The 19,265-nt window shown below is 37.2% G+C and carries 16 protein-coding genes; 11 read left to right on the top strand and 5 right to left on the bottom strand.

Annotated elements, in window-relative coordinates; all coding sequences use genetic code 11:
* Positions 1-52 precede the first annotated feature (52 nt).
* From ACL9RH_RS12020 to ACL9RH_RS12010, 3 genes are all read right to left on the bottom strand, one after another.
* Positions 53-1,585, bottom strand: coding sequence for an endonuclease (locus tag ACL9RH_RS12020; RefSeq protein WP_422693603.1), 1,533 nt, complete (start codon positions 1,583-1,585; stop codon positions 53-55).
* A 196-nt stretch (positions 1,586-1,781) separates the two neighbouring features.
* Positions 1,782-2,315, bottom strand: a complete 534-nt coding sequence (locus tag ACL9RH_RS12015) for a DUF4136 domain-containing protein (protein WP_422693602.1) — start codon at positions 2,313-2,315, stop codon at positions 1,782-1,784.
* A gap of 1 nt (position 2,316) precedes the next feature.
* Positions 2,317-2,499, bottom strand: coding sequence for a DUF5522 domain-containing protein (locus ACL9RH_RS12010; RefSeq protein ID WP_047434227.1), 183 nt, complete (start codon positions 2,497-2,499; stop codon positions 2,317-2,319).
* Between the two features lie 39 nt (positions 2,500-2,538).
* Between ACL9RH_RS12010 and ACL9RH_RS12005 the strand changes: the two genes are divergently transcribed.
* The 7 genes from ACL9RH_RS12005 (at position 2,539) to ACL9RH_RS11975 (ending at position 10,366) form a co-directional block, all read left to right on the top strand.
* Entirely contained in the window at positions 2,539-2,865 is a 327-nt protein-coding gene (locus ACL9RH_RS12005; RefSeq protein ID WP_422693601.1) for a hypothetical protein, read from the top strand.
* Positions 2,866-3,135: 270 nt separating this feature from the next.
* Positions 3,136-4,044 (top strand): 1-aminocyclopropane-1-carboxylate deaminase/D-cysteine desulfhydrase, encoded by a 909-nt coding sequence (locus tag ACL9RH_RS12000; protein ID WP_422693600.1) that lies wholly within the window; start codon positions 3,136-3,138, stop codon positions 4,042-4,044.
* Between the two features lie 15 nt (positions 4,045-4,059).
* Entirely contained in the window at positions 4,060-5,118 is a 1,059-nt protein-coding gene (locus ACL9RH_RS11995) for a glucosaminidase domain-containing protein (RefSeq protein WP_422693599.1), read from the top strand.
* A gap of 59 nt (positions 5,119-5,177) precedes the next feature.
* On the top strand, positions 5,178-6,467 hold the full coding sequence (gene hemL / locus ACL9RH_RS11990) for a glutamate-1-semialdehyde 2,1-aminomutase (RefSeq protein ID WP_422693598.1): 1,290 nt from the start codon (positions 5,178-5,180) through the stop codon (positions 6,465-6,467).
* Between the two features lie 202 nt (positions 6,468-6,669).
* Positions 6,670-8,004: an amidohydrolase gene (locus ACL9RH_RS11985; protein ID WP_422693597.1), complete on the top strand. Its 1,335-nt coding sequence runs from the start codon at positions 6,670-6,672 to the stop codon at positions 8,002-8,004.
* A gap of 196 nt (positions 8,005-8,200) precedes the next feature.
* Positions 8,201-9,046 (top strand): AraC family transcriptional regulator, encoded by an 846-nt coding sequence (locus ACL9RH_RS11980; RefSeq protein WP_422693596.1) that lies wholly within the window; start codon positions 8,201-8,203, stop codon positions 9,044-9,046.
* A gap of 81 nt (positions 9,047-9,127) precedes the next feature.
* A complete protein-coding gene (locus ACL9RH_RS11975; RefSeq protein WP_422693595.1) occupies positions 9,128-10,366 on the top strand; it encodes an amidohydrolase in 1,239 nt (412 codons plus the stop codon).
* Positions 10,367-10,707: 341 nt separating this feature from the next.
* Here the strand turns inward: ACL9RH_RS11975 and ACL9RH_RS11970 are convergent, their stop codons facing one another.
* Positions 10,708-12,117, bottom strand: coding sequence for a hypothetical protein (locus ACL9RH_RS11970; protein WP_422693594.1), 1,410 nt, complete (start codon positions 12,115-12,117; stop codon positions 10,708-10,710).
* A gap of 46 nt (positions 12,118-12,163) precedes the next feature.
* A complete protein-coding gene (locus tag ACL9RH_RS11965; protein WP_422693593.1) occupies positions 12,164-14,953 on the bottom strand; it encodes a TonB-dependent receptor domain-containing protein in 2,790 nt (929 codons plus the stop codon).
* A gap of 324 nt (positions 14,954-15,277) precedes the next feature.
* Here ACL9RH_RS11965 and ACL9RH_RS11960 point away from each other — a divergent pair, with 324 nt between their 5' ends.
* The 4 genes from ACL9RH_RS11960 to ACL9RH_RS11945 all read left to right on the top strand — a co-directional run bounded on the left by ACL9RH_RS11960 (position 15,278) and on the right by ACL9RH_RS11945 (position 19,255).
* Complete coding sequence (locus ACL9RH_RS11960) at positions 15,278-15,952, top strand: response regulator (RefSeq protein WP_292012013.1); 675 nt, start codon at positions 15,278-15,280, stop codon at positions 15,950-15,952.
* 48 nt (positions 15,953-16,000) lie between these two features.
* Complete coding sequence (locus ACL9RH_RS11955; RefSeq protein ID WP_422693592.1) at positions 16,001-17,032, top strand: sensor histidine kinase; 1,032 nt, start codon at positions 16,001-16,003, stop codon at positions 17,030-17,032.
* Positions 17,033-17,166: 134 nt separating this feature from the next.
* Complete coding sequence (locus tag ACL9RH_RS11950) at positions 17,167-17,766, top strand: IS1096 element passenger TnpR family protein (RefSeq protein ID WP_422693591.1); 600 nt, start codon at positions 17,167-17,169, stop codon at positions 17,764-17,766.
* Positions 17,767-17,905: 139 nt separating this feature from the next.
* Positions 17,906-19,255, top strand: a complete 1,350-nt coding sequence (locus ACL9RH_RS11945) for an alpha-amylase family glycosyl hydrolase (protein WP_422693590.1) — start codon at positions 17,906-17,908, stop codon at positions 19,253-19,255.
* The last annotated feature ends 10 nt before the right edge of the window (positions 19,256-19,265 follow it).

Here is a 19,265-nt window from a genome sequence, read left to right as displayed (position 1 = left end):
AAAGGTTGGTCTCTGTAATAGAAACCAACCTTTGTTATATACTTTTTTACAATTATTTTACTAAAAACTGTAACGTTGCCTGGTCCAGTTTTAAAATATAGACTCCCTGACCGAGGTTTCCGGTTCTGATAGAGTTTCCATTTCTGAAAGGCTGATCAATACTCTGAAGAACTTTCCCCTGGAAGTTATAAATCTCCGCTTTTTTAACATTCTTAATATCTCCCTTTACAAAAATTTCCTGGTTGGTTACCGGGTTAGGAGAAATCATAAAGCTAGGGGCAGCCAATTCCTGAGCAGAGTTCTGAGCTTGTCTTGCTGAAGAACCCGAGTAGCAGGTCCATGAAAGATCATCAACAGCAACCCTGTTACTTGATGAGCTGTTCACCAGGCTTACCGATACATTTCCTGAAATATTAATATTACTGATCGTTGTTGTAGTGGCAGAAGTACTGTACGGAATAGTTCCAACTTTTGTTCCATTCACTTTTACATCAAAAGTTCCATTAGTTCCTGAAAACTTAAGCTGCGTTGTTACTGTTAAAGAACCGATTCCATTACCGGAATTTCCAGAAGTTAAAGAACCATTTCTTATGGTAATTGCTCTGTTATTAACCGTTTGATCTGTTCTTGCATCTGTAGCCGTCCATGAAATCCCGCCGTTGCTCCATGTTTTGTTATCATAAGAAGCACTGGAAGCAGGAATATTTTCAAAATTTTCATTCGCACAGCTGCTTGAAGGATTAGTAGGAGTGGTTGGAGTAGTTCCTGTATTGCCCGTACCAGATCCCCAGATAAGATTTACATAGTTTGGGTTATCGATAAAAGGATTTCTGTTTCCCTGATAGGTGTAAGAAGCATTATTTCTTTTGATCTCTGCCGGAGAAACAGGATCCTGATTATGCCAGGCAAGAAGAACATTAAGCTCCCATGTCTGTAATCCCGGGAAAGTAGAGCTTCCCAACATATTTCCTGAAGAAAAAGAAGATAATTTACTTTGGTAGCGCGTTACAAAATAGAAAATCATACGGGCTACATCACCTTTAAACTCATCAATCGGTTCAAAAACAGTTCCCGAATATCCTGAAGAAGCAGAAGAACCCAGTTTTGATCCGTTTTTAGAAGTAAAAGTAGCACTTCCCACTTTACCGTAAGGATAGTTGCTTCTCATTCCGTTGACCTTCCCGTCAGTTGCTCGGATAAAGTGAATATCAGCCACCATTGGTGATGCTTCATTGAAGAAACTTTGGGGAATGACGTGCTCTCTGTTGTAGCAGTTTCCTTCAGTGGAATACGTTCCACACTGATTGGTTCCGGGAGTGTACTTATAAGGATCTGCGCCTATTGGTTTTTCAGAATAAATATCAAGAATAGAACCGTCATTTTCATAGTCCCGATCAATATCTGTTGTTTTATAAGCTGTCCACAATCCATTGTACCCTTTGTCCTGGTGACCGTTTGTGATAATCGTGCTTAATGCCGTTTTCAACGCCGCGCCACTCAATCCGTTGGCGGCATTGTAGTATCCTGCAGGAGCCTGTGCATGGGCCAATCCAGCAAATACTGAAAATAAGATGATTTTTTTCATGTCAATACAAGTTTCAGCAAGAATACTACATTTTTATCAATAAGAAATTACATTATTGTTAATTTTAAATGCAACCCATTCAATAATAGGTGAAAAATAAACGGTGGATGATGCATTATGAATACTAGAGTTATGGTCTTCAATAAAAAAGCCGATACAAAAAAATGTACCGGCTATATAATGGATGATTTAAATCTTATTTCTTCTGTGGCTGTGGCGGATAATTTTTCATAATTTCGGCCATGATTTCAGGAATCTGTCTTTGTTTAGATTTTGGAGAATCTACAGATATACCACTTCCGATACCCTGCCATACCAACTTATTGGTTTTAGCATCAATCAGATCCACAATAAGGGCTCCTTCGTTGTAGTTGCTCGTCCATGTTCTGTTCATACCAACACCCCATCCGAATGGGCCACCCCAGCCCCACATTCCGTAAGGAGAAGTTGTATTGATGTCGGTAATTTTCTTATGGTTTGCTTTTACGTTGATAATCAGATCAGGGTTTTCTCCGGATTGAAGTCCTTTACTTTGAAGCTGTCTCGACAGTTCATTCAAAACTCTGTCTTTATCAATATCATTCAGTTTTAGATCATCAATTCTAATCTTATATGTTTTGTAAGAATTGAAATTGGCTGTTTCAGCATAATCTGAGCGTATCTGAAAAGGGCTACAAGAAGTTAATCCCAGTGTAGCAGATGCCAACAAAATAAAAATATATTTTTTCATTTTATTTATTTTTTTTATCACTTTTAATGAATGTATCAGTCTTTTTATCGTACCCGTAAGGACAGTGTCTGCAGCCGCTTTTACAGCAATAACCTCTTTTCAGATGGAACTTTTCTGTAAAAACCTTGTACCCCTGTTCATTATAGTAAAAGTCTTCACCTTCTTTGATATCATAATGGGCCATAAGTTAAATGCAAGTCAAAAAACTTTTTATATTTGTTATATGATAATTGTATGCCAAAAGCCTTTAAAAAAATTAAAAATTAACGGCATTGCTCTTTTTCCCTTTATCTTCATTAGGAGACCCGAAGATAAGGAAAATAATATACTTATCAATCACGAAAAGATCCATTTGCGCCAACAGCTGGAAATGCTCATTATTTTCTTCTACCTATTCTATGTAATCGAGTATTATTACTGGGTTTTTAAGCTTAAAAACGGTGATCTTGCTTACAGGAGAATCTCATTTGAAAGAGAAGCTTACACTAATGAAAATAATCTTAATTATCTCAAAAAAAGAAAATTCTGGAACTTTAGAAAATATTTTTAATATCATAAATTGTGTGTCTCTCATTGTAAAATTTGCATACAGCTTTATGAATTTCAATATTCTATATATAATATACATAAGAATAAAATTTATCAGTGATCCAATAACCCAAAATACATATAATTTTATTCCAATCTAAGAAAGCATAATCTCAAAACCAATCATCTGCGAAAATCTGCGTCATCTGCGGTCAAAAAAGAAACCCTTCGCAACATCAAATCTTTTTCTACTTTTGCAAAGAATAAACCTTCAGTAGTTCAAAAAATCAGAATGCTATTACAACTTCCTACAGAACCTATTCCCATTCAGGAAATTCCTATTCATAAAAATGTAAGACTTTTCATTAAAAGAGAAGACCTTATCCACCCTCAAATTTCAGGAAACAAATACTGGAAGCTTTTCTATAATATCAACCGTTATTTGGAGGGAAATCCTGAGAAACCTTATATCATTACTTTTGGCGGCGCATTTTCCAATCATATTGCGGCTGTTTCTGCAGTAGGAAATCTGGCGGGCGTTCCAACATTGGGAATCATAAGAGGAGAAGAACTGGAGCATAAATGGCGCGATAACCCAACATTAGTTTTTGCGAAAAGAAACGGAATGAACCTGAAATTTGTCACCCGCGAAGAATATCGGCATAAAGAAAAACTGACGGAATTCCTTCAGGATGAGTTCCCGCAGGCTTTAGTGGTTCCGGAGGGAGGCACCAATGATGAGGCTGTAGCAGGGGTGAAAATGATGCTCAATGAACAAACAAAAGATTTTGACTATCTTTGCACCGCAGTCGGAACCGGAGGAACCGTTGCAGGGATTTCAAAGTTTTGTGAAGATAATCAGAAAGTTATAGGATTTAAAGCCGTTGATGATGCTTCACTGGAAAGTAAAATTTTTGAATTAACTTTGAAACAGAACTTTAATCTAATAGATTCAAGTTTTGGTGGTTATGGTAAAATAAGTGATGAAAATATCCATTTTATCAATGATTTTAAAGAGAAATACAATATCCCTTTAGAACCGATTTATACAGGAAAGATGATGAAGAAAGTTTTTGAACTGATTGATGAAGATTATTTTCCTGAAAACAGCAGGATTTTGTGCTTTCATACAGGCGGTTTGCAGGGGATTGAAGGAGCTAATCTGCTTTTAGAAAAACAGAATAGAAATTTAATTATATAAGTAAAATTGAAAAACATGAAAAGACTTTTTCTATCCATAAGCCTTTTAGTTTTATCAAAATTTTCAGCCCAAAGTTGGGCAACCGAAGATCAGTACATTCAGAAATTTGCAAAGTATGCAGTAGAAGAAATGGAAAAATATAAAATTCCGGCTTCTATTACTCTTGCCCAGGGACTTCTGGAAACAGGGGGAGGGCAAAGCAGACTGGCACTGGAAGGTAAAAACCATTTCGGAATCAAATGTAAAGAAGATTGGACGGGGAAAACAATGAAACACACAGATGATGCTCCCAATGAGTGCTTCCGTGTCTATGAAGATCCAAGACAGTCTTACGAAGATCACTCTATATTCTTATCCACCAGAAAGTATTACGCCAATCTTTTTAAACTGGATATGAAAGATTACAGAGCATGGGCCACGGGACTGAAAAAAGCGGGATATGCAACCAATCCACGTTATGCGTCCATTCTGATCACTAAAATTGAAAAGTATAAATTATACGAATACGACAATACCAATTCTAATGAAGTATTGTATGCCGTTCTTAAAATGTATCCGGATCTGAAAGACGACAGAACTTTCATGGCACAGCTGGAACCGTCTAAAGCGGGAAGAAAAGTAAAAGAACCGGTTACCGTAGAAGTTCCTTACAAACAGACCTCTTATGCTCAGCAGCAGAAAAGAGTGGAAAGAATCAAAACGAAAGCGGAAATTCTTAACTCTATTCTTATCAAAAGCCACCCTAATGACGGTTTGAAATATGTCGTAATTCCTGAAGATACCGATATAAAATTCATTGCCAACAAATTTAAAGTTAGCGAAAGCCGACTGATGAAATGGAACGAGCTGGACAATGAAACGTTGAAGAAAAATGATATCGTCTTCCTTGAATCTAAAAACTCTACAGGAAATACAGCCACTTATAAAGCCGAATCTGGGGAAGATATGCATGATATTGCTCAGAAATTCGGAATTAAATTAAATAAATTATATGCTAAAAACAGAATGGATGAAGGACAACAGCCATCTGCAGGGCAACTGATTTACTTAATAGACAAAAAACCTCGAAACTAATTTTGTTGAGAACAGGTTATTATACATAATCGGCCTACCTCTCAATTTTTATATTATATATGAAGTATCAAAGAAGTTCGGCTTTATTTGATGAAGCCTACAAATACATTCCGGGAGGAGTAAACTCACCGGTAAGAGCATTCAAATCCGTAGGAGGAGTGCCTGTTTTTATGAAATCGGCAAAAGGAGCTTACCTTACCGATGCAGACGATAATACCTACATCGATTATATCAATTCTTGGGGGCCTGCTATCTTAGGGCATACACATCCTGAAGTATTGGAAGAGCTTAAAATCCAGGCAGAAAAAGGATTCTCTTTCGGAGCTCCAACAGAACTGGAGACAGAAATTGCCAAATTTATTATTGAAAATGTTCCGAATATAGACCAAATCAGAATGGTTTCTTCAGGAACAGAAGCTTGTATGAGTGCCATCAGACTGGCAAGAGGGTATACAGGAAGAGATAAAATTGTGAAATTTGAAGGATGTTATCATGGGCATTCAGATTCTTTCCTGATCAAGGCAGGTAGCGGTGCGGCAACTTTTGGAAATCCCAATTCTCCGGGAGTAACAGCAGGAACAGCAAAAGATACGTTATTGGCTCGTTATAATGATTTTGAGCAAGTTGAAGACTTGTTCCGTCATAATCAGGGAGAGATTGCTGCGGTAATTATAGAGCCTGTTGCAGGAAATATGGGATGTGTTTTACCTGAAAACGACTTCTTACAGAACTTAAGAAAAATCTGTGACGAAAACGGAGCTTTATTAATCTTTGATGAAGTAATGACCGGTTTCAGATTGGCATTTGGAGGAGCTCAGGAGCTTTTCAACGTAAAAGCAGATTTAGTGACTTACGGAAAAGTAATCGGAGGAGGACTTCCAGTAGGGGCTTTTGCAGGAAGAAACGAAATTATGGATCACCTGGCGCCAAAAGGAGGTGTATATCAGGCAGGTACGTTAAGCGGTAACCCTTTGGCCATGAGAGCTGGGTTAAAAACACTTCAACTGATTAAAAACGATCCTGAATTCTTCAACAGATTAAGCAAGACGACAGAAACCTTAGATTTTGAAATCGGGAAAATTTTAAATGAAAAAGGAATCGCTCATAAAATCAACAGAAAAGGTTCAATGATGTCGGTGTTTTTCCACATCAACAGAGTTTCTAATTTTGATGAAGCTCAGGAAGCTAACCATGCATTGTTCAACAATTTCTTCCATCAAATGCTGCAAAATGGAGTCTATCTTCCACCAAGCGGATATGAAACGTATTTCATCAGTGATGCGATCAAGGATAAAGAAATTGATATGACGCTTGAAGCGGTAAGAAAATTTGAATATTCTAACCTGTAAATAGAATAAGACCGGATTTTTGATCCGGTTTTTTTATGCAAAATAAAAAGGATGTTGAAAAGTTTCTCTTGGCAAAAACGGAACACCAATCAGAACGATCTGACTCATCATCAGGTTAAACTATAAATCATACAGATTTTGTAATAAACCATACACTTTATTGATGGCGGAACTTTATAATTTTGTCATAAATAGATTGGAAATGAAGACTTCAGACAATACCCTATCCCGCAAGGATTTTATAAGAAATTCAGCATTGGCAATGGCGGGGCTTACTTTAATACCCAGTATCATGACAGCATCCCCATTTTTTGAAGAGAAAAATAGTCTGGCAAAAGGAAAGCTAAGCCTTAAAAACGTTCGCCTTGAAACCGGTTTTACCTACGATGAAGGAGAAGTAGCTTCTACCAAAACTGATCTGTTTTATATAGAAATTGAAAACGGAAAGATTACTAAGATAGCTCCTAATCAGCCTAATTCCAAAGCAATAGATGCAAAAGGACTTTTGATGCTGCCTGCATTTAAAGACATGCATATTCACCTGGATAAAACCTTTTATGGAGATCATTGGCAAGCCGTGAGAAAAAGAACCGGAGGGGTAAAAGGAATGATCGAGCTGGAGAAGAAAATTCTCCCTGAAATGTTGAAAAACTCAACATCCAAAGCCGAGAAAATGATTGAATTACTGCAATCAAAAGGAACCTCCTTTGCAAGAAGTCATGTGAATATTGAACCAACTTCCAAACTGCAGTCTTTAAAAAATCTTCAAAAGGCTTTAGATAATAAAAAGAAAGGATTTGGAGCAGAATTGGTAGCATTCCCGCAACATGGTGTATTTTATACAGATTCAGTACCTTATCTTAAAGAGGCTGCAACCATGGATATCGATTTTATTGGTGGAGTAGACCCTTTCAATATAGATGGTGATATTGAAAAAGTAGTGGATTTTACCGTTCAGCTGGCTTTAGATAACAAAAAAGGGATCGATATTCATTTGCATGAAACTGCCGATTCCGGATTGAAAACAGTAGAATATCTGATTAAAAAGGTAAATGAAAATCCTGCATTAAAAGGAAAAACGTATTTGAGCCACTGTTTTATACTGGCCAAACTGGAAGCCGCAAAGCAGGAAGAAATAGCCGAAAAATTAGGAGAAGCACAGATCGGAATTGTTTCCACCATTCCTTTTGGAAGAATGATTATGCCAATTCCCACATTATACAAACATAATGTAACGGTTTTAACCGGTAACGACAGCATTGTAGATCACTGGAATACCTTTGGAACCGGAAGCGTACTTCAGAAAGCCAATCTGATGGCGCAGTTATATGGGTACTCCACCGAATTGATGCTGTCAAGAAGTTTGAAATTGGCAACAGGAAATATACTTCCGTTGGATGACAAAGGAACTCAGCAGTGGCCTAAGTCGGGTGATCAGGCAGATTTTGTTCTGATCGATGCAAGCTGTTCAGCAGAGGCTGTATCAAGAATTTCTGAAGTCAAGTCGCTGGTACATCAGGGAAATGTTGTTTTTTAATTGGAGATTCATAACGGTGAAAGCTTTCGTATTTCTTTTGAAATTCGGATTCTTGGAACGATACCTTTTTTGATTTTTCAAAACGAAATATAATTTAGTGAGTGTTTTTTAGCCACAAAGGGAATCGTAATTTCTTTTGTGGTTATTTTATTTTTTTCTCATAAATTTTATTAATTTTAGAAGAAATACAGGTTGCGTGAGCTATCATACAGAACATTTTCCGGTTTTAGGAATTCATGAGTTTAATGAAAATCAGCTGAAAGGCTGCCATTTGCTGTTCAATGAACTTCATGGTGCACGTTCTATTGATGATCCTCATAAACATGACTTTTTTATCATCAATCTTTTTGAGCATGGAGTAGGTTCACATACCATAGATTTTACAGAATATCAGGTGAAAGACTTCCAGATTCATCTTGTTTTTCCGGATCAGGTTCATCAGTGGGTCATTGAAAAAGAAACTGTGGGATATCAATTGATGATCAGTAGAGATTGGTTCGAAAGTTTTTTGCCTTCATTAAGATTTTCCGCTTCTTATTATCAGAATCACCCTGTTATTAACCTTTCTAAAGATGAGTTTGAGGTGTTCCTATATGAATTTCAGGCTATTCAGAAAGAACTGAATGGAGAGAATGTGTTTTGGGAGCTTATTCAGAAACGTAGCGAGATCATAGGTTTATTGGTAAGTAAAACGATGGAAGGAGCTTTTAAAGATTTTGAAGTCTACAACTCAAACCCTATCATTTCAAAATTTCTACAACTTATTGATCAACATTTCAAAACAGAAAGATCGGTCTCCTTTTATGCGAATAAGCTGAATATTTCTGCTAATTATCTGAATATTGTCTGTAAAAAAAATCTTAATGCTTCCGCTTCATCGCTTATTCAGGATCGTATTTTACTGGAAGCAAAACGTCTTTTAAAAGTTTCTGAAATGTCGGTGAAAGATATTGTGTACGATCTCGGTTTCTATGATCATGCGAGCTTTTCAAAATTCTTTAAAGCGCAGACTGGGATGACTCCTTCCCAGTTCAAGGAATAATTTATACAAAACAAGACATAATTGATACACCGGTTTTCTGATGAAGCCGATGTAATTTTGTAGGGTTAAAAAAGTAAAATCATGCAATTCCCTTATCAATCAGCTGCAAAAGGAAAATATACCCTGAAAAATGTCCGCCTGGAAACAGGTTTTGAATACGAGAATGAAGAGGTAATCGGTACAAAAACAGACCTTTTTAGTATCGAAATTGAAGATGGAAAGATAAAGATGATAAAAGCCAACGATCCTTCTTCCCATGCAATAGATGCAAAAGGGTATCTTATGCTTCCTGCTTTTCGGGATATGCACATTCATTTGGATAAAACATTATATGGACTTCCGTGGCAGGCACTTTCTCCGAAAAGAAGAACAGTAAAAGATATGATTGCCTATGAACAGGAAATTATTCCCAAACTGTTGGAAACATCCGTAGAAAGAGCAGAGCAGCTTATCAGTTTACAGCAACATTACGGGACTCATTTTGCCCGAACACATTTCAATATTGACCCGACTTCAGGCTTGAAGTCTCTTGAACACCTTGAGCAGGCTCTCGAAAATAAAAAAGATTCCTTTAAAGCAGAACTGGTTGCTTTTCCGCAGCATGGAGTTTATTATACAGAAACGGTTCCTTTAATGAAAGAAGCCGCTCAGCTTAAAAGTGTAAGCCTTATTGGCGGATTGGATCCGTTAAGCATTGATGGAAGCATTGAGAAAGTCATGGATTTTACAGTACAGCTTGCCCTGGACCATCATAAAGGAATTGATATTCACCTTCATGAAGTAGGAGAGTCCGGGATGAAAACCATCAATTACCTGATTGATAAAGCGATTGAAAATCCTGCTCTTCAGGGAAAAACATTTGTAAGTCATGCTTTTGCTTTGGCTCATCTTTCGCCTAAAGAAACAGAAAAGATTGCGGAAAGACTGGCAGCAGGAAAGGTTGGAATTGCTTCTTCGGTACCATTTAACAAAACCATTATGCCTATTCCGACTTTGAAAAAATATGGAGTGAATGTATTGATAGGAAATGATAATGTACAGGATTACTGGAGTACGTTCGGATCGGGAAGTATGCTTCAGAAAGCTAATCTGATTGCCGAATTGTATGGTTATGCTACAGAATTGGCATTATCCAGAGCGTTACAGTTTGCGACTCAAAGTACACTTCCTTTGGATGAGAAAGGGAACCAACAGTGGCCTAAAGCTGGTGATGAAGCAGCAGTGGTTCTTGCAGATGCTTCATGTTCGGCGGAAGCTGTTTCCAGAATGTCTGAGATAAAAGGTTTGATGCATAACGGGAATTTGTTCCTGAGAAATTAATTGAAACGTATATATTTTTATACCCTTGTTTTTTGTGAAGCAGTCATCGTGTTTTTGATGGCTGTTTTTTTGTAATTAAGATTTAAAAAATTCAACTTGTTTTAGTTATTTGTAGAGATCAATGGTAAATATGAATATGAGAAATGTTGAATTCATCCTCAGTTGGAAGGCGAATAGTGAGTAGGATGGTGATGGAATTTATGGTGGAAATTTATTCAATGTAAACACTTATTAATATTGAACATTCCTGCTTGGGACGATTATATACAAAAAGCCTTCAGAAAGAGTTCCGAAGGCTTTTGATTTGAAATGAAATCTAACTACTATATTGATGTAAAATATTACAAGTTAAAGTTGGTCCATCCAGCATACCAAGTGTCATTAGCATCTGCAACAGCACCTCTGTACGTTACTTTCTTGAACCAAGTGCTTAGTTTAGCATTGGTGAATATTCCACCTGTTAATAATGGAGATCCCGCAGAAGGCGTAAAGTTTGGCGTAGTTCCTGCAGGAGCCCAAGCACCGGCAAGTTTCAAGTCTGCTGTAGAAGCAAGGATGGTATTTCCTTTAGCATTATACCAGCTTGTAAGATCGTTGATGGTATAACTTGTTGGCGTAGAAGTAGACGGTCCGAATTTTAAAGGAGTTGTGTTTCCTGCTAAAATATTATTCTCGAAGAACAATTTGTTTCCTACGATATTGTTATCTGTTGGTGTTCCTTTAGTAGCATCAATGAATAAACCTACAGGGAACCCTGTGAACGCTGAGTTGAATACAGAGATAGTAGAGTTTCTTCTGATCTGTAATGCATTCTGGAATAATGAGTTGATTGATCCAGGAGCCGCAGAGTTGATTGGCCCGATGATCGTCATGTTCGAGAATGTAGCAGATGTTTGAGGCAGTAGAGGAGAACCGTTTGCATCATTATCAGACTCAAATGCGTTAGAACCTGAAACGTCAGCTACCTGAGGATCTCTTACTGCAATACCGAACTGTACATTTCCTGAGAAACCGTTATCCGTATCGAAATCGTCATCAAGACCTTTGTAAGAAATAAGGTGAGAACAGTTTACGGTACCTCCGAACCACTCGAAGCTGTCATCGTTAGCATAAGCAACTTCTACATAATCTACTGTAGTACCGTTACCAACTCCTCCGAATGTAAGTCCGTTGATCTCTTTGTCTGGTAAGAAAGCGTATCCTGCATATTCAATTCTTACATATTTTAAGATACCACTGTTATCAGCAGCATTCGTTCCTCCGTAAAGTCCAAGACCCTCAGAGTTGTTGATTCCTCCTTCAATTTCTCCAACACCGTTTACACCCCCAAAAGATGCGTTGGTAGGAGCATTTCCTAAGATCACAACACCTGCCCAGTCACCTCTTTTAGGGCTTGGTTTTTCAGATGTGAAGATAATAGGGTTAGCAGCAGTTCCTTCTGCCATTATTTTGCTTCCCTTTGTAATGATAAGAGCACCGTTTTTATCTGCCTCACCTACGATTTTTGTACCAGGCTCGATGGTTAAAGTAGCTCCGTTTGTTACATATACTAATCCTCTTAGTTTATAAATTTTATTAGCTTTAAGGGTAAGATTTGATGTGATTTTTCCTGAAAGAATAAGATTTTCAGTTTCTCCGTTTCCGTTACCTCCATTTTGGATGATGGTAGGTCCATCTTCTTCTATATTTCTACAAGCGGTAGTTGATACTATAGCGCCAAGCATTAAAGAATATAAAACGAACTTTTTCATGTTATAAAGAATTAAATTATTTTTATTAGATTATTTGTTGAGTGAATTAAAAACTGTATCCCAGTGTTAAGCTGATATTGGTTCCTGTAAGTCTTTCAATAGCAAGAGCATCTTTGCCGTCATATTTGCCATTGTCGTTCAGGTCATGGTAGAATTTAGCACGACGGTTCAGGATATCAGAAACATTAAGCTTGATTTCTCCTTTGTTTTTCCAGATTTTCTTAGCTACCTGAAAGTCAAGTAAAGGTCTTGGTGCTTCCCAGATTGGTGGAACCTGATCGTTTCCTACATAAAGGATTCTTCTTCCGATCATGTTGAAAAGTACCGTAGAGCTCCATCCGCTTTTCTCAGCATCATACTGAAGACTTAAGTTGATGGTGTACGGAGACTGCCCCTGCATTGGTCTGTCAATCTTTGTAGCTTCATCCGTTACTCTGTTCTTGATCAATGCGAAGTTTCCACCTAAAGTGAAGTTTTTCAGAGCACTTGTAAAGTCAAGCTTTTTTCTGAATTCAACCTCCAGTCCATAAGCATCCGCCTTATCTACGTTAAGATAGTTGAACGTGTTACTTGTACCTACCCCTGATTGGTTAAAGTACAACTCGATCGGCTTTTTGAAGTTTTTATAGAAACCTGCCACGGAAACGATCTCTCCGTTTCTTGGATAGAATTCCCAACGAAGGTCGGCACTTGTAATTTTCGTTCTTTCAATAGATTTGTTACCAATAACAGTAGCTCCCAGATCGAAATCATAATATGCCAAAGGAGAAACCTCTCTGAATTCCGGTCTTACCACAGTTTGAGAACCTGCAAGACGAATGTTCATTTTAGGATTTACCTTGAATGTTAAGTTTAAGGCTGGTAAGAAGTCGGTTACTCGTGTATTTACAAAACGGTCATCACTTCTTTTTGTGCTTCCCACTAACTGGTCAAAATTCTCAACTCTTAATCCCCAAACAGCTCTTAACCATGGTGTAAAGTTGTTGTCAAACTGTAAATATCCTGCATTAAGGATCGTGTTGGCGATATATCGGTACTGATCTCCGGCGATTTCATCAAATGTAAATCTTCCGTCGTTTCCGAAGTTGTTTGGATTAAAAATAGTCTCAAATGGCTGAGAAAGTAATCCCTGATTATATTTTTCAAGCCTTACAGAGAAAGGTCTTGAGTTGTAAATTCTGTCTTTTACCTGGAATAAATACCCACCTTTGATGGTCTGTTTTTGACCGAACATGGTGAATGTTTTGGAAATATCCCCACCGGCATTATATAAATAGTCGCTTAGTGTAGAGTAGAAAACACTCCCGGATTTCTGAGAAAGACCATTAGAGATCAGTGCCAGATAAGGGCTTCCATCCAAGTTTGTATATTGGTTATACTGCAAACGCTGTAACAATGGAATATACTGATCCAGGATCCCGAAACTTCCGTACCAGTTCACGGTAAATCCGCCCAGAGCATCTATTTTGTGAGTACCATTAATGGTAGAGTTATAGAAAGTAGTTTGTTTGAAACCTATTTCCCTTGCCATAATGTTGGTTCCGTTGATAGGATCAAATTCGAAATCCTTTCCGGTTCTGAAAGACATATGGTTCACCGTATTGCTGGTGATGATATTCTTTAGGGAAATTTTATTGTTGTTGTTAAACTTTAAAGAAAGATTCAACATCCCTCCCAGGATCACATCATTGCTATACTTTTCAGTAAAATAGTCAAAGTTGGTATCTGCAAGTTGATTGTTGATGGTAAAGAAACGGTTGGTAGACTCTGTTCTTCTTTTATTATTACTGTAATTTAACACTGCAATTACTCCTAAATCCTTTCCGAAAAGTTTTGTATTGAAACCTCCGTCCAATTGTAAGCTGATGTTTTCAGGATATCCTACAGTATTATATCCTAAATTCTTTGTGTATCCTTTACCAATTTCAGTTTTCTGAGCTTCTGTTAAAATACTGAAAGCGTTTTTAGCAGGCATATTGGTAGGAAGCTTTCGGGTACCGTCATCAATACCTAAAAAGTCCCATTTTCCGCCTTTCTGCATATAGAATTCCTGGCCCATAGTAGCCGTGTTGCCTCCAACACCTACCTGTACATTCAGGAAATCTTTATTGGGAATATCTTTTGTATTTACCTGGATCAATCCACCTCCCCATTCACCTGTATATTCAGGAATAAAGGTTTTGTTGATCACTAGTGTTTCGATAACGTTCGCTGGAAAAAGGTCAAAAGAGAATGTTTTGCGGTCTGGCTCCGTACTGGAAAGCTGAATACCATTTAACATTGCCTGGTTGTAACGGTCAGATAAACCTCTTACAACAATGTATTTTCCATCGAACAAACTCACTCCCGAAACTCTTTTCAGAACTTCTCCGGTGTTTCTGTCCGGGCTTCTTTTAATGGCTTCAACCCCGATAACCTGAGAAACTACACCGGCATTCTTTTGTAATCCGATAGTAGAAGCGATGGTTTCTTTTCTGGCGTTTGATCTGATGACAACTCCCTCAATTTCTTTTTCTTTGGTAGTTGGCTTGTCCAACACAATATCAAGATGAGTATTACTGTCATTTTTTACAATAACTTCACTAATCTCTTTTTTGTTGTATCCATTAGAACTTACTGTTATAATGTAATTGGTGCCGGGTGATAAGTTGATAGAGTAGTATCCGGAAATGTCAGTGGTTACTTCCTGATCATTTACTTTTACCTTTACACCTTGTATAGGAGTATTGTCTTTCTCGTCCAATACCCTACCTTCCAGAATCTGACTTTGTGCAAACGCATAGCCAGCAGAAAACAAGGCAAGTAGCACAATGCTCTTGTGGAGTTGTTTTTTCATTATTACTTCTTTTACTTCTTTTTCAAGGGCAAAATAAAGGCTAAGATTTTAAGAAAACTTTAGGAGAATTTTAATTAATTGTGAAGTTTGTGTTAATAGATAAGATCTATTGAAAGGGCGTGAAATTCATTTTTTACCGATGCGTTTTTTGTTTTTATTTTATGAAATATTTAGTATATTTGTTTAATATGTATTTATTAAGTGTTTTTATTGTTGATTTTTTAATTTAAAATTAACAATATGTTTTTTAATAATTAGTTAACATAACATAATAACGAAGACCAATGAAAATAGCTATTTTTGTGGGAATTCTTAAACTAGAAGATGAGCAAAAAAATTCTTTTAATAGACGATGAACTGGACATTTTAGAGATTCTGTCTTACAATTTAGAAAAAGAAGGTTATGATATTTATACCGCTACTAATGGTAACGAAGGTATAGAGAAAGCAAAGGAAATTATCCCCGATCTTATCCTGTTAGATGTAATGATGCCTGAAAAAGATGGTATCGAAACCTGTCAGGAACTTCGTAAAGTGAAAGAACTTCAAAAAACACTTATCGTTTTTCTTTCCGCAAGAAGCGAAGAGTTTTCTCAATTGGCAGGTTTCCAGGCAGGTGCTAATGACTACGTGGTAAAACTGATCAAACCGAAAATCCTTATTTCTAAAGTAAACGCCTTATTACAGCTAACCTCTCAGGTTTCTGATAACGCTAAACTTATTGAAATTGGTGATCTTGTTATTGATAAAGACAATTTCAGAGTTTCCAAAAGCGGGCAGCAATTTCTTTTACCTAAAAAAGAGTTTGATTTACTGTATCTATTGGCTTCCAATACTGAAAAAGTTTTCAAAAGAGAAGAAATTCTGGAGAAAGTTTGGGGGAATGATGTGATTGTAGGAGAAAGAACTATTGATGTTCACATCAGAAGATTAAGAGAAAAATTAGGAATCAATACCATTCAGACTTTAAAAGGTATTGGTTATAAACTGATCGTTTAATCATAAAAAAGTTCTAACTTTACGTTCAATCCTTAAAATTTTGTAAAATTGAAATTTTACAGACTTACCCTTGTTGCCTCTTGTCTACTGACATTGGTGATGCTTTTTTTAGTCATCATTTTTGATTCACTAAAAGATATCTATCAGGAGACCCCTTTATTCAAGACCGGTCTTCTGATCTGTGTAATCCTCATATTTATTATCAACTATGTGGTTCTTGAACTTCTTTTCAACTATTACGGAAAGAAGCAGGTAAGAGGACTTTCCGGTATTCTTCCTCAGGAAATGGTTCAGGATAATGATGAAAATATCACCATTAAAGAACTGGGAGAAAGATTCTCGGATCTCAACCAGCAGAGAGCAACGGAAATTGATATGATGAAGGAAATGGAAAGCTACCGTAAAGAATACATCGGAAACGTTTCCCATGAGCTCAAAACCCCTCTTTTTTCTATTCAGGGATATGTAGAAACCCTTAGAGACGGGGGAGTAGACAATCTTACCATCAGAGACAAATACCTCGAAAGAATAGATAAATCTGTCGAAAGACTTATTGCCATTGTTACCGACCTTGATATGATCAACAGGCTGGAAGCAGGCGAAATCAACCTTACCGTTTCAAAATTTGATGTCAATCTTCTGATAAAGGAAATTTTTGACCTTCTTGACCTTGAGGCCGAGAAAAGAAATACAACATTACAGATTCAGACCCTTCATCCGCAGATTTTTGTTGAAGCTGATAAGCAGAAAATTTCCCAGGTTTTTATTAATTTGATTTCCAATGCAATTCATTACGCTAACAGACAGGAAGCAAAAGTCATTGTAAAAACCAGCATCTTGAAAAATAAAGTTTTGATAGAAGTCATCGATAACGGGATGGGGATAAAATCTGAAATTCTTCCAAGAATCTTTGAAAGATTCTACCGGGTAGAAACAAGCCGAAGCAGAAGAGAAGGCGGTTCCGGATTAGGTTTAGCGATCGTAAAGCACATCCTTGAAGCTCACAACGAAAACATTACAGTGGAGAGTGTTTATCTTGAAGGAACAAAATTCAGTTTTATGCTTGAAAAAAGTAAATAAGTTCGGCAAAATGTAAGAAAAAAAAATATTTTAAAAAATCCTCAAATATTTTTTTGTCACCTCTCATTTATTATATATTTGCAACAGAGATTTATCATAATTATAAAGGCAAAAAAGTAATTTAAGAAACTGATATGGTTTACAAAATCCGCGTAATATTAGATGCGAAAGAGGATATTTTCCGTGATATTGAAGTTAAAGGAAAACAAACATTATGGAACTTACATTTAGGAATTAAAAGTGCATTCAGTCTGCAGGGAGATGAGCTTTCTACTTTTAATCTGTTAGAAGATGACGGAACGATAGTAAAAAGTGTTCCGTTGGAAGATATGAGCGATGATGGTGACGGTGAGATTATGTCAGACGTTTACATTGATGAGGCTTTTGAAAGTGTAGGTGACAAAGCACAGTTCCAGTATGGGCTTTTAGATCTTTGGGAATTCTTCTGTGAGCTTATAGAAGTAATTGATGAGACCAAAGGCGTAAACTACCCAATCACCGTATACAGGTTTGGAAATGTCCCTTTGAAGGCACCAAGCAAGAACGGAAGTGCAGGAGGCAGCAAAAAGAAATCAGCAATGCCTTTGGCAGACGATGAATTCGGGTTCGATGATGATTTCGGAGCTGGAGGAAATTTCTCAGACGAGGATGATGACAATTTCGATGATGAGGAAGAAGAAGACTACAACGATGATGTCTTTGATGATGAGGATGACAACGACGATGAAAGATAATCAATACAATATATAGCCCTGGATTTTAATCCGGGGCTTTTTTTGTCTTTTCAATAAATAACCCATCAGCAGGTTTACCTTTTTACAATTTCCCCTTTTCACCCAAAAAACAATCCTTATTTTTGTTAAAAATAGATTAATGAGAAAATTAATTTTATTAGCCATAATTGGTCTGGGAATTGTTTCCTGTACCACTCAAAAAAATACAAAGAAGATGACAGTATTGCCAAAAGAATGGAAACACACCACCAATATCTACGAAGTAAATATCAGACAATATACTCAGGAAGGAACCTTCAGGGCTTTTGCCAAAGAAATGCCCCGACTGAAATCTATGGGAGTTAAAACCCTTTGGTTTATGCCTATTACGCCCATCGCTCAACTGAAGAAAAAAGGTAGTTTGGGTAGTCCTTATGCAGCCGCAGATTACACCTCTGTCAATCCGGAGTTCGGAACCCTGCAGGATTTTAAAGATATGGTGAATGAAGCACACCGATTAGGTTTTAAAGTCATTATCGACTGGGTTGCCAACCATACCGGCTGGGATCATGTCTGGACCAAAACACATCCCGAATTTTATTTGAAGGATGCGGACGGACAATTTCATATTGCTTCAGGAATGGATGATATCATCGAACTGGATTATAAAAACCAGGAAATGCGTCATGCGATGATCGATGCCATGAAGTTTTGGATACAGGAAACAGATATCGATGGTTTCAGATGCGACCTGGCTTCATGGGTAGAAGTAGATTTCTGGGAACAGGCCCGTCCGGAAGTGGAAAAAGTAAAACCTCTTTTCTGGCTGGGAGAATTTGACGAACTGGAAAGCCCGGAGTATGGAAAAGTTTTTGATGCCAGCTATTCCTGGAAGTGGATGCATAAGTCTGCCGATTATTACAAGAAAAATGAACCTCTTCAGGAGCTTAAGGATTTGCTGGTGCAATATTCCAATATCGGAGATGCTTCTATGAGAGCGTGGTTTACTGCAAATCACGATGAAAATTCATGGAATGGAACAGAATACGAAAAATACGGAGTCATTACAAAACCTATGGCGGTATTCTCTGCAACATGGAACGGAGTACCGTTATTGTATTCAGGGCAGGAGCTTCCCAATATGAAAAGACTTGAGTTTTTCGAAAAAGATGTCATTAAATGGACCAATACGTATCAGGTTGCTGATTTTTATAAAACATTATTAGACTTAAAATCTTCCAACCCAGCTTTAAGAGGCGGAGACCCCAATGTAACGACCTATCTACTCAATACAACAGCCAATGATAAAATTCTGGCTTACGTAAGAAAAAATGGAAAAGATGAAGTATTGGTTGTCCTGAATATGTCAAAAGAATCTGTGAACTTTTCAATAGAAGATGAGCACGTATCAGGAACCTTCAGAAATGTTTTTGATAAAACCAGAAGAGATTTCAACAACGGAAAAGATTTCAGCTTCAAAGTTTCAGACTATGCCGTATTTGAAAAATAAGCAGTAAAAC

The sequence above is a fragment of the Chryseobacterium sp. Mn2064 genome (genome assembly GCF_049319685.1).
In the GTDB taxonomy this organism is placed as follows: Bacteria; Bacteroidota; Bacteroidia; order Flavobacteriales; family Weeksellaceae; genus Chryseobacterium.
Note: the sequence above shows the minus strand (reverse complement) of the source record. Positions and strands in the feature narration are given on the sequence as shown.